10 protein-coding genes are annotated in these 12,385 nt (G+C 63.3%); all 10 read right to left on the bottom strand.

Going from position 1 to position 12,385, the window contains the following annotated elements:
* Positions 1–178 precede the first annotated feature (178 nt).
* Positions 179–859, bottom strand: coding sequence for an ABC transporter ATP-binding protein (locus tag RFM40_RS17135; protein WP_320227559.1), 681 nt, complete (start codon positions 857–859; stop codon positions 179–181).
* Entirely contained in the window at positions 859–2,145 is a 1,287-nt protein-coding gene (locus tag RFM40_RS17130) for a lipoprotein-releasing ABC transporter permease subunit (RefSeq protein WP_320277863.1), read from the bottom strand. Before RFM40_RS17130 ends, RFM40_RS17135 begins: the two co-directional genes overlap by 1 nt.
* The gene (gene proS / locus RFM40_RS17125; protein WP_320277862.1) at positions 2,145–3,470 is read right to left on the bottom strand and encodes a proline--tRNA ligase; all 1,326 of its coding nucleotides are present in this window, start codon (positions 3,468–3,470) and stop codon (positions 2,145–2,147) included. The genes RFM40_RS17130 and proS overlap by 1 nt, the downstream gene beginning before the upstream one ends.
* Positions 3,471–4,043: 573 nt before the next feature.
* Positions 4,044–4,328: a DUF1467 family protein gene (locus tag RFM40_RS17120; RefSeq protein WP_320277861.1), complete on the bottom strand. Its 285-nt coding sequence runs from the start codon at positions 4,326–4,328 to the stop codon at positions 4,044–4,046.
* The gene (gene mce / locus RFM40_RS17115) at positions 4,325–4,729 is read right to left on the bottom strand and encodes a methylmalonyl-CoA epimerase (RefSeq protein ID WP_320227555.1); all 405 of its coding nucleotides are present in this window, start codon (positions 4,727–4,729) and stop codon (positions 4,325–4,327) included. The genes RFM40_RS17120 and mce overlap by 4 nt, the downstream gene beginning before the upstream one ends.
* 124 nt (positions 4,730–4,853) lie before the next feature.
* Positions 4,854–6,524, bottom strand: coding sequence for a ribonuclease J (locus RFM40_RS17110; RefSeq protein ID WP_320277860.1), 1,671 nt, complete (start codon positions 6,522–6,524; stop codon positions 4,854–4,856).
* 96 nt (positions 6,525–6,620) lie between these two features.
* Positions 6,621–7,442: a biotin--[acetyl-CoA-carboxylase] ligase gene (locus RFM40_RS17105; protein ID WP_320277859.1), complete on the bottom strand. Its 822-nt coding sequence runs from the start codon at positions 7,440–7,442 to the stop codon at positions 6,621–6,623.
* 4 nt (positions 7,443–7,446) lie between these two features.
* The gene (nuoN, locus tag RFM40_RS17100; RefSeq protein WP_320227552.1) at positions 7,447–8,883 is read right to left on the bottom strand and encodes an NADH-quinone oxidoreductase subunit NuoN; all 1,437 of its coding nucleotides are present in this window, start codon (positions 8,881–8,883) and stop codon (positions 7,447–7,449) included.
* Positions 8,884–8,896: 13 nt separating this feature from the next.
* Positions 8,897–10,402: an NADH-quinone oxidoreductase subunit M gene (locus RFM40_RS17095; RefSeq protein WP_320227551.1), complete on the bottom strand. Its 1,506-nt coding sequence runs from the start codon at positions 10,400–10,402 to the stop codon at positions 8,897–8,899.
* Entirely contained in the window at positions 10,402–12,375 is a 1,974-nt protein-coding gene (gene nuoL, locus RFM40_RS17090) for an NADH-quinone oxidoreductase subunit L (RefSeq protein WP_320272095.1), read from the bottom strand. Before nuoL ends, RFM40_RS17095 begins: the two co-directional genes overlap by 1 nt.
* Positions 12,376–12,385 lie beyond the last annotated feature (10 nt).

Raw genomic sequence — 12,385 nt, 5'->3', positions numbered from 1 at the left:
TGGCCGTCCGGTTCGAGGCTCAGTCGCTTCCATCGCACAAATCTCTGTCCGTGCAGATACAAGGGGCGGCGCCGACTTCGACAGTCTTTCCGCTGTCCGAAACGACTGTCCGGAAGGACCTCGCTAGGATCGCATAAGCTGAGGTCCGCAGGCCGGCCTCACCTGAATTGCGCATACCCTAAAGGGGCACAACCTTCCCCTCGGCCAGCGTCACGCGCCGGTCCATGCGTGCGGCCAGTTCGTGATTGTGGGTGGCGATCAGCGCCGCCAGCCCCGATTGCCTGACCAGCGCTTCCAGCGCGTCGAAGACGTAGTGAGCCGTCGCCGGATCGAGATTTCCCGTAGGCTCGTCGGCCAGAAGCACCAGCGGCGCGTTGGCGACGGCGCGCGCGATTGCCACGCGCTGCTGCTCGCCGCCCGAAAGCTCGGCCGGCCGGTGCTGCGCGCGTTTGCCGATCTGCATGTAGTCGAGAAGCTGCGCCGCCCGTTCGGACGCCTCCTTGGAGGAAAGCCCCTTGATCAGCTGCGGCATCATTATGTTTTCGAGTGCGGAAAACTCCGGCAGCAGATGATGGAACTGATAGACGAAGCCGACATCGTTGCGGCGGATCGCGGTGCGTTCCTCGTCGGAGAGCCGGCCGCAGGCGCGGCCGTTAAGAACCACGTCGCCGGCGTCCGGCCGCTCGAGCAGGCCGGCCGTATGCAGCAGGGTCGACTTGCCGGTGCCAGATGGCGCCACCAGCGCCACCATCTCGCCGCGCCTGAGCGAGAAATCGGCGCCGTTCAGAATGGTGAGCTTGCGCGGCCCCTGGACATAGTGCCGCTCGACGCCCTTCAGCTCGATAATGGCTTCGGCCATCACTCGTACCTCAAGGCTTCGACCGGATCGAGCCGGGCCGCCCGCCAGGCCGGAAACACCGTCGCCAGGAAGGACAGGGCCAGCGCCATGATGACGACATAGGTGGTCTCGCGCGGATCCATTTTCGCCGGTAGCTGGCTAAGGAAATAGAGTTCCGGGTTGAACAGGATCCTGCCGGTCATCCAGGAGAAGAACTGGCGGATCGATTCGATGTTGAGGCAGATGACGACGCCGAGCAGCACGCCGGCGATGGTGCCGGTGACGCCGATCGCGGCCCCGGTCATCAGGAAGATGCGCAGGATTGCGCCGCGTGACGCGCCCATGGTGCGCAGGATGGCGATGTCGTGGCCCTTGTCCTTCACCAGCATGATGAGGCCGGAAATGATGTTGAGCGCCGCCACCAGCACGATCAGCGTCAGGATCATGAACATGACGTTGCGCTCGACCTGCAGCGCCGAGAAGAAGGTTTCGTTGCGCTGGCGCCAGTCGACGAGGTCGACCGGCCGCTGCGCCGCCTGCTCGACCAGCGGCTTCAGCGCATCGACATTGTCTGGATTGTCGACATAGACCTCGATGGTCTGCGCTCGCCCATCCATGTTGAAATAGAGCTGCGCCTCGGAAAACGGCATGTAGACGATCGAGCTGTCATACTCCGACATGCCGACCTCGAAGATCGCCGCCACCTTATAGCCCTTCATGCGCGGCGTCGTGCCGAGCGGCGTGACATCGCCTTCGGGCGAGATCAGCGTGATGCTGTCGCCGAGGACGAGGCCGAGATTCTCGGCCATGCGCTTGCCGATCGCCACGCCCTCGCCGGCATCGAAGCCGTCAAGCGCTCCCTGCTTGATGTTGCTGGAGACGATTGCGATCTTGGCAAGGTCCTCGCCGCGGATGCCGCGCACCAGCGCGCCGGTTCCGCCACCGACATTGCCTTGCGCCAGCACCTGCCCGTCGATCAGCGGAATGGCGTATTTGACGCCGGCAACGCCGTTGATGCGGCTCGCTACCTGCGCATAATCCTCCAGCGGCGAATCCAGCGGCTGCACGATCAGATGGCCGTTGACGCCGAGGATGCGGGTCAACAGCTCGGCGCGAAAACCGTTCATCACCGCCATGACGACGATCAGCGTCGCGACGCCCAGCATGATGCCGAGGAAGGAGATCGAGGCGATCACCGAGATCACCGTCTCCTTGCGGCGCGAACGCAGGTAGCGCCACGCCACCATGCGCTCGAAGCCTGAAAAGGCGCCCGCCGGCGATCTGGCCGCTGCCGCCGCTTCGCTCATCAGGCGATACCCAAGCGTTTCCCGGCCTCCGCGATCGGCAGCGTCACGCGTTCGCCGCTCCGACGGTTCTTGATCTCGACCTCGCCGGCGGCCACGCCGCGCGGGCCAACGATCACCTGCCAGGGCAGGCCGATCAGGTCGGCGGTGGCGAACTTGCCGCCCGGCCGCTGATCCGTGTCGTCATAGAGCACGTCCTTGCCGGCCGAAGTCAGCGCCATGTAGAGCTCGTCGCAGACGCGGTCGCATTCGGCGTCGCCCACTTTCATGTTGATCAGGCCGATATCGAACGGTGCCACCGCTTCCGGCCAGATGATGCCGTTCTCGTCATGGCTCGCCTCGATGATCGCCGCGACCAGCCGCGACGGGCCGATGCCGTAGGAGCCGCCCGAAGCGAAATGGTCCTTGCCGTCGGGCCCGGTCACCTTGGCGCCCATCGGCTTCGAGTACTTCTCGCCAAAATGGAAGATGTGGCCGACCTCGATGCCGCGCGCGGAAAGCCTGTCGCCCTCGGGGACGTTCGCCCAGGCCGCTTCGTCATGCATCTCGTCGGTGGCGGCGTAAGGCGTCGTCCATGTCTTCACAATGCCGCCGATCTCGGCATCGTTGGAGAAGTTCGTGTCCGCGCCGGGCACGTCGAGCGACAGATAGGCGCGGTCGCAAAACACCTGGCTCTCGCCGGTATCGGCCAGGATGATGAACTCATGGCTGAGGTCGCCGCCGATCGGGCCGGTGTCGGCGCGCATCGGAATGGCCTGCAGGCCCATGCGCGTGAACGTCCTGAGATAGGAGACGAACATGCGGTTGTAGGCGGCTCTCGCGCCTTCAAAATCGAGATCGAAGGAATAAGCATCCTTCATCAGGAATTCTCGGCTGCGCATGACGCCGAAGCGCGGACGCACCTCGTCGCGGAACTTCCACTGGATATGGTAGAGGTTGAGCGGCAGGTCCTTGTAGGATTTCACATAGGCGCGGAAGATCTCGGTGACCATTTCCTCGTTGGTCGGACCGTAGAGCATGTCGCGGTCCTGGCGATCCTTGATGCGCAGCATCTCCTTGCCGTAATCGTTGTAACGGCCGCTCTCGCGCCAGAGGTCCGCCGACTGGATGGTCGGCATCAGGATTTCCAGTGCGCCAGCGCGATTCTGCTCCTCGCGGATGATCTGGCAGACCTTGTCCAGCACGCGCTTGCCGAGCGGCAGCCAGGAGAAGCTGCCCTGCCCCTGCTGGCGGATCATGCCGGCGCGCAGCATCAGCCGGTGCGAGACGATTTCGGCCTCGCGAGGGTTTTCTTTGAGAATGGGCAGGAAGTAGCGCGACAAACGCATGGACTGGTCCGTGACTGAAAAATGGCGGCGCGGGAATCGGCGCAACCGAGGCTGTTTGCCCGGGCTTCATAGCCATTTCATGGCCGATTGGAAACCCGAATGCCCCAAAGTATCGGGGCCTTCTGCACCTTACCAAAAGGCCGTTTTTGATCACAAAGTGCCGCATCTGGCTTTTTGATCGATTCACAAGCAAGCCCTGCCGCACTATTGTGCAGTGCAGCACGATATTGCCCGTTTGAAGGCAAAATTCTTCGTGACATTTTCACCTGCCTTGGTCTAGTGTGCGCCGATAACCGAGAGGGCGGAGAAAAATCTGCTCTCCTACGCGGTCAAAGTCTTGGGAGGATGCGATCTAGGCGCGGTAACTCGCTGCCGCCGGACACCGGAAACGGATCGGACGCGTTTAAATTGCAAGGCCTCGTGCCTTGCATTTTTTTTGTGCAATCATCTGCTTAGCACGACAAGCTACCAAACGGCATTACGCTGAATCAGCGTTTGAAATCGGAAGCCGGCTTCCGATTTCAACCAAAACGCGCGCCGGCTAGTCAATACTTGCGGAAACTGAGTAGGACTTTAGTGGCCGGCCGTGTGACTAAAGTCCGGCACGATGTGCGGGATGTCGTCGAAGCCCAGGCCGAGCCCTCTCGTCAGGCCGTAGAAAATGCCGATTACGATCGCAGTGACGATTGTCGTGCGGATCGCCGCGCGCAGCATATGTGGCCCGCGCGGAGCGCTTGAGACCGTGCCGAGCGTCACGTCCTTGTCCTCGTCCTGCGTGCGCAGGCTGAACGGCAGCACGGCAAACAGCACCAGCCACCAGGTGACGAAGAACAGCGCTACCAGCGAAACCCAGTTCATGCCTGCTCCAGTTCGACCAGCGTGCCGAAAAAGTCCTTCGGATGCAGGAACAGCACCGGCTTGCCGTGAGCGCCGGTCTTCGGATTGCCGTCTCCAAGCACTCGAGCGCCGCCCGCCTTGAGATGATCCCGCGCTGCGAGGATGTCGTCGACCTCGTAACAGACGTGGTGCATGCCGCCCGACGGATTCTTCTCGAGGAATGCGGCGATGGGCGAAGCGTCGCCGAGCGGCTCCAGCAACTCGATCTTGGTATTGCCGACATCGACGAACACCACCGTCACGCCATGTTCCGGCAGCGCCTGCGGCGCACTCAGCCGCGCGCCCAGCAGATCGCGATACGCGGCTGTCGCCGCGGCCAGATCCGGCACGGCAAGCGCGACATGATTCAGGCGTCCGAGCATAAAGCGCTCCGCATTAGGGGAGTAAGGGAGTAGGGCAGTATGGGAGTAGGGAAAACAAGACTGAGAAGCAATTGCTCGTTCTTCCCTACTCCCCTACTGCCTTACTCCCCTATTCCCTTATTCGTCACCGCGTGACGAATACAGTCACCAGCGGCTTCTTGCCCCAGGCTTCGTTGGCGGCGCCACGCACGGCACGGCGTACGGCCTCCTGCACCAGGTCGAGGTCTTTTCGGCGCTGGCGGGGGATCGAGTCCACCGCGCCGATTGCCGCATCGAGCATCAGGTCTTCCAGCGTCTCGCCGCTGGCATCGGCCTCGGCGACGCCGATCGCCACCAGATCAGGGTCGCCGGCAAGCTCGTACTTCTCGTCGAGCACGACATTGACCGCGACATGGCCGGCGAAGGACAGCTTGCGCCGGTCGCGTATTCCCATCGCCTGGTCGGTGCCGATCAAGAAGCCGTCCTTGTAGAGGCGGCCGAACGGCACCTGGTCGATGATCGTGGCGGGACCGGGCCAAAGCCTCAGCATGTCGCCGTCGCGTACCTGCGCCACCTGGCCGATGCCCGACATCGACATCAGCGAACCCTGCGCCACCAGATGCGCCGCCTCGCCATGCACCGGCACGCCGATCTGCGGCCGCACCCACTCGTACATCTTGCGCAATTCGCTGCGGCGCGGATGGCCGGAGACATGCACCAACGCGTCGCCGTCCTCGATGATCTTCATGCCGAGGTCGATCAGCCGGTTCTTGATCTCGAGGATCGCCTTTTCGTTGCCGGGAATGGTGCGCGAGGAAAACACGACCGTGTCGCCGGCCGTCAGCGCCACCGACTTCATCTCGTCGCGCGACAGCTTCGCCAGTGCTGCCAGCGGCTCGCCCTGGCTGCCGGTGCAGATGATCACCAGGTTTTCGCGCGGGATGAAGCCGTAATCCTCTTCGGTGATGAATTCCGGCAACCCGTCCATATAGCCGAGCTCGCCCGCGACATCGATGACGCGCTTCAGCGAGCGGCCGAGCACCAGGCATTGGCGGCCCGCATCGCGCGCTGCCCTGGCGATCGAGACGATGCGCCCGACATTGGAGGAAAACGTGGTGACCGCGACCCGGCCCTTGGCGTTCTCGATGACGCCCTTGAGGCCCTCGCCGACCGCCACTTCCGACGGCGAATCCCCTTCCCTCAGCGCATTGGTGGAATCGCAGATCAGCGCCAGCACGCCCTTGTCGCCATAGGCGCGGAAGCGCGCCTCGTCGGTCTTCGGCCCGATCGTCGGCGCCGGGTCGATCTTCCAGTCGCCGGTGTGGATCACCGTGCCGGCCGGCGTGGTGATCGCCAGCGACATCGGCTCGGGGATCGAGTGCGCGACCGGGATGGCCTCGATTTCGAACGGCCCGATGGTGAACTTCTCGCCCGCCCGATAGATCGTTGCCGGGATCTTCGGCGCGCCCTGCTCGCCCTGCCGCTTGGCCTCGAGCAGACCGGCTGTGAACGGCGTCATCCAGACCGGCACCTTGAGCCTCGGCCAGATGTCGAGCAGCGCCCCGTAATGGTCCTCATGCGCATGGGTGATGACGATGCCGCGCAGGCCGTCGATATTCTCCTCGATGAAGCGCGTGTCGGGCAGGATGAGATCGACGCCCGGATGCGCGGTGTCGGGAAAGGTGACGCCGACATCGACGACGATCCACTCGCGCGCGTCTGCCGGCCCGTAGCCGTAGAGGGCGAAGTTCATGCCGATCTCGCCGACACCCCCGAGCGGCGCGAAGACGAGTTCGGCGTTTTCTCTATCCGCCATGAATTCTTTCCTTCCTGGCCGGTCAGGCCAAGCCGTTAGAGCAATTCCAGGAAAAGTGTGTCACCGTTTTCCGTCCGGAATTGCGCAAAAACAAAACTATATCCGCGCCGACGCGACCGCGCCGAAATGCACGTCGCCGGCCGCGATCGTCAGAACAGATCCGTCATCGTCGCGGATCACGAAACGGCAGTCCTCGTCAATGGTCTCGAAGACGCCGCGCACCACATTGCCGTCAATTCTGACAGCAACCTCGCCGCCGAGCCCGGCCGCGCGCGCCAGCCAGCGCTTCCTGATTGCGGTGAGCCCGCGACCGTCATCCCACAATCTGGCATTCTCGCTCCAGGCATCCGAAAGCGCCAGGAACAGCGTCTCGGCATCGCAACTGGCACCCAGTGCCTTGAGCGACGTCGCCGGATACGGCAAATCCTGCGGGTAAGCCACGACGTTGACGCCGATGCCGACAGCGACCGCAAAGCGGCCGCCTTCGAGCATCGCCGATTCCAGCAGGATGCCGGCGAGCTTGGCGCCGGAAGCGAGCACGTCGTTCGGCCATTTCAGCTCGAAGCGATTGCGGCCTTCGCTGCCGCCGTCGAGGCCGACGGCAATTCGGCCTTTCGGGACTATGGCGTCGAGCGCGTCCGCCAGAGCAAGCCCGGCGACGAAGCCGAGCGTCGCGGCAAGCCGCAATTCACCATTGGGAACCAGGAGCAGCGTCGCCGCCAGGTTGCCCTCGGGCGTCGCCCAGGCGCGGCCGCGCCGCCCGCGCCCGCTTTCCTGCTTCTTCGAGACCACCCAGAGTTTTCCCGGATCGCCGGCCCGCGCATGCTCCAGCGCCAGCGCGTTGGTCGAGCCGACGCTGTCATGGGCCTCGAGCCGGAACCCTTGCAACGCCGCGGTTGGAGCCAGCCGAAATGCCATCCGGTCAGAAGAAGGTTTTTGCGGCGGCTTCGGCATAGCTGCCGATCGGGCCGCCGATCAGCACGTAGAACAGCACGAAGGCGCCGCTGACGCCGAGCACGAGGCGCAGCTCGCTCGCCATCGGCACGAAGCCGCCGACAGGTTCGTCGAACCACATGATCTTGATGATGCGCAGGTAATAATAGGCGCCCACCACCGAAGCCAGCACGCCAATGATCGCCAGCGCGTAAAGATGCGCGTTGATGGCTGCGAGGAACACGTACCACTTCCCCCAGAAGCCGGCGAGCGGCGGAATGCCGGCCAGCGAGAACATCAGGATGGTGAGGATGGTGGCCATGATCGGGTTGGTCGAGGCAAGGCCGGCGAGGTCACCGATCTGTTCGACATTGCCTTCCTTGCGCCGCATGGCGAGGATGAAGGCGAAGGTGCCGAGCGTCATCACCAGATAGATCAGCATGTAGATCGCGACGCCACGCACGCCGGCCTGGCTGTTCGCGGCAAGGCCGACCAGCGCATAGCCCATATGGCCGATCGAGGAATAGGCCATCAGGCGCTTGATGTTGGTCTGGCCGATGGCCGCGAAGGCGCCGAGCGCCATCGAGGCGATCGAGATGAAGACGACGATCTGCTGCCAGTCGGCGGCGATCGGCTTGAAGGCGCCCATGGTGACGCGCACGATCAGCGCCATCGCCGCCATTTTCGGCGCCGCCGCCAGGAAGGCGGTTATCGGCGTCGGCGCGCCTTCGTAGACGTCCGGCGTCCACATATGGAACGGCACCGCCGATATCTTGAAGGCAAGGCCGGCAAGCACGAACACCAGGCCGAAGACCAGGCCGAGTTGGCGCTCGCCACCGCCGAGCGCCGTCGCGATCTCGTGGAAACCGGTATTGCCGGTGTAACCGTAGACTAGGCTGATGCCGTAGAGCAGCATGCCCGACGACAGCGCGCCGAGGACGAAATACTTCAGGCCCGCCTCGGTCGAGCGGAGATTGTCGCGGTTGATCGCCGCCAGCACATAAATCGCCAGCGACTGCAGCTCGAGCCCGAGATAGAGCCCGATCATGCCATTGGCCGAGATCATCAGCATCATGCCGAGGGTGCAGAGCACGATCAGCACCGGATATTCGAACTTGTCGAAATGCTCCTGCCTGGCGAAGCGCATCGACATGACGAGCGTCACCGCCGAGCCGATCAGCGCCAGCATCTTCATGAAGCGGGCAAAGGGATCCTGGACGAAGGCACTGCCATAGGCAGCCCCCTCTCCTCTGGTGAAAGCCAGCCACAGGCCGGCGATCACAAGCACCGCAACCGCAAGGCCGGTCACCGTCATCGTGTTGTTGGAGCGCGAATAGGCGCCCACCATCAAAAGCGCCAGCGCGCCGATGGCGAGGATCAGCTCCGGCGTCGAGAGCGAAAGGCTGGAGAGAAGGTCCGGCGTCATGGTGTTTCCCCAGTCAGTTCGCCGCCGCGGTCTGCGCGGAATTGATGGATGCGGTGACGTTGGTGACGAGCGCCTTCACCGACTGCGTCGTGACGTCGAACACCGGCGCCGGATAGACGCCGAAGAAGATGACCAGCGCCACCAGCGGGTAGATGATGACCTTCTCGCGGGTCGAGAGATCGAGCAGGTTCTTCAGGCTCTCCTTGGTCAGCGCGCCGAAAATCACCCGGCGGTAGAGCCAGAGCGCGTAAGCCGCCGACAGGATCACGCCGGTGGCGGCGAAGAAGGCCACCCAGGTGTTTACCCGGAATACGCCGAGCATGGTCAGGAACTCGCCGACGAAGCCGCTGGTGCCCGGCAGGCCGACATTGGCCATGGTGAAGATCATGAACACGGTGGCGTATTTCGGCATGTTGTTGACCAGCCCGCCATAGGCGTCGATCTCACGCGTATGCATGCGGTCGTAGATGACGCCGACGCACAGGAACAGCGCGCCGGAGACGAGGCCGTGGCTGAGCATCTGGAACATCGCGCCCTGCACGCCTTCCTGGTTCATCGCGAAGATGCCCATGGTGACGAAGCCCATATGGGCGACCGACGAGTAGGCGATCAGCTTCTTCATGTCCTCCTGCATCAATGCCACCAGCGACGTGTAGATGATGGCGACGACTGAGAGCGTGAAGATGAGCGGCGCGAACATCTCGGACGCCAGCGGGAACATCGGCAGCGAGAAGCGCAGGAAGCCATACCCGCCCATCTTCAGGAGTATGGCGGCCAGGATGACCGAACCCGCCGTCGGCGCCTCGACATGCGCATCGGGCAGCCAGGTATGCACCGGCCACATCGGCATCTTCACCGCGAAAGAGGCGAAGAAAGCGAGCCACAGCCAGGTCTGCATGCTAGCCGGGAAGTTGTGCGTCAAGAGCGTGGTGATGTCGGTCGTGCCGGACTGGAAGAACATCGCCATGATGGCGAGCAGCATCAGCACCGAACCGGCGAGCGTGTAGAGGAAGAATTTGAACGAGGCGTAGACGCGCCGCTTGCCGCCCCAGACGCCGATGATGATGAACATCGGGATCAGGCCCGCCTCGAAGAAGACGTAGAACAGCACGATGTCGAGCGCGCAGAACACGCCGATCATCAACGTCTCGAGGATCAGGAAGGCGATCATATAGGCCTTGACCCGCTTCTCGATCGCGTCCCACGAGGCGAGGATGCAAAGCGGCATCAGGAACGTGGTCAGGATGACGAACAGCATCGAGATGCCGTCGACGCCCATGTGGTAGGAGATGCCCGAATCCAGCCAGGCGAATTTCTCGACGAACTGGAAGCCGGCTTGCGAATTGTCAAAACCCTTCCAGATGAACAGCGACACCACGAAGGTGAACGCCGTCGTGATGAAGGCGATCGAGCGGATGTTGCGGCGCGCGTTTTCGCTGTCGTCGCTGATCGGCAGAATGAGCAGAACACCAACCAGCGGCAGGAAGGTGACCAGCGAGAGGATTGGCCAGTCGGTCATCAGAGCATCATCCAGGTGACGAGAGCGGCCACGCCGATCAGCATGGCGAAGGCATAGTGATAGAGATAGCCGGTCTGCAGCTTGACGACGCGGTTGGTGACGTCGACGACGCGCGCCGAGATGCCGTCGGGGCCGAGCCCGTCGATGACGGCGCCGTCACCGGTCTTCCACAGGAACCGGCCGAGGCGTTTCGCCGGCCGCACGAACAGGAAGTCGTAGAGCTCGTCGAAATACCACTTGTTGAGCAGGAAGCCGTAGAGCAGGCGGTGGTTGGCGGCGACGCTCCGTGGCAGTTCCGGCGAGCGGATGTAGAACTTCCAGGCGACCGCGAAGCCGATGACCATGGCGATGAAGGGTGCCAGTTCCACCCATAGCGGCAATTCGTGGATCTCGTGCAGGATATGGTTGTCCGGCAGTGTGAACAGCGAAGCCTTCCAGAACTCGGCATAGCCCTCGCCGATGAAGGCGCCGTGGAAGGCGATGCCGGCAAACAACGCGCCGGCGGCCAGCAGATAGAGCGGCACCAGCATCACCGGCGGCGATTCATGCACGTGATGCATGACCTCGTGGCTGGCGCGCGGCTCGCCGTGGAAGGTCATGAAGATCAGCCGCCAAGAGTAGAAGCTGGTGAAGCAGGCGGCGATGACGAGCAGCACGAAGGCGAAGACCGCGACCGCGTTGTGGCTGGCAAAGGATGCTTCGATGATGGCGTCCTTGGAGAAGAAGCCGGCGGTGCCGATCACCGTCGCCGGGATACCGACGCCGGTCAGCGCCAGCGTGCCGATCACCATCATCCAGTAGGTCTTGGGGATGAGCGTTCTCAGCCCGCCCATGTTGCGCATGTCCTGCTCGTCGGAGACGGCGTGGATGACCGAGCCCGAACCAAGGAACAGCAGCGCCTTGAAGAAGGCATGCGTGAACAGGTGGAAGATCGCCGCGCCATAGGCGCCGACGCCGAGCGCCACGAACATGTAGCCGAGCTGCGAGCAGGTCGAATAGGCGATGACGCGCTTGATGTCGTTCTGCACCAGGCCGACGGTCGCCGCGAAGAAGGCGGTGAAGGCGCCGATGAAGGTGACGACGGTCAGCGCCGAATGCGACAGCTCGAACAGCGGCGACAGCCTCGCCAGCATGAACACGCCGGCCGTCACCATGGTCGCGGCATGGATCAGCGCCGAGACCGGTGTCGGGCCTTCCATGGCATCGGGCAGCCAGGTGTGCAGCGGCACCTGCGCCGACTTGCCCATGGCGCCCATGAAGAGCAGCAGGCAGACCACCGTCAGCGCCGTGTGCTTGTCCAGCGCATAGCCGAGGAAGTTGAGCACGGCGGCACCCTCCGGCGCGCCTTCGGCCGGAAGGAAGGAGGCGGCGTTGGCAAAGACGGTGCCGAGATTGACCGAGCCGAACAGCACGAAGACGCCGAAGATGCCGAGCGCGAAGCCGAAATCGCCGACGCGGTTGACGATGAACGCCTTGATCGCCGCGGCGTTGGCGGACGGCTTCTTGTACCAGAAGCCGATCAGCAGGTAGGAGGCGAGGCCGACGCCTTCCCAACCGAAGAACATCTGCACCAGATTGTCGGCCGTCACCAGCATCAGCATCGCGAATGTAAACAGCGACAGATAGGCGAAGAAGCGCGGCCGGTCTGGGTCATGGTGCATGTAGCCGATCGAATAGATATGGACCAGCGCCGACACGGTGTTCACGACGACCAGCATCACCACCGTGAGGGTGTCGATCCTGAGCGCCCAGGCGGCATCGAGCCCGCCGGCCTGGATCCAGCGCAGCACCGGCACGGTGAACACCTCGCCATGGCCGAAGCCGACAGTGAAGAAGACGATCCACGACAGCACCCCCGAGATCACCAGGAAGCCGGAGGTGATGTATTCGGATGCCTTGGCGCCGAGCGAATTGCCGAACAGGCCGACAATCAGGAAGCCTAGCAGTGGAAGGAAGACGATGGCCTGATACATGGTGGTTCCC

This window comes from Mesorhizobium captivum, assembly GCF_033977165.1.
In the GTDB taxonomy this organism is placed as follows: domain Bacteria; phylum Pseudomonadota; class Alphaproteobacteria; order Rhizobiales; family Rhizobiaceae; genus Mesorhizobium; species Mesorhizobium captivum.
Note: the sequence above shows the minus strand (reverse complement) of the source record. Positions and strands in the feature narration are given on the sequence as shown.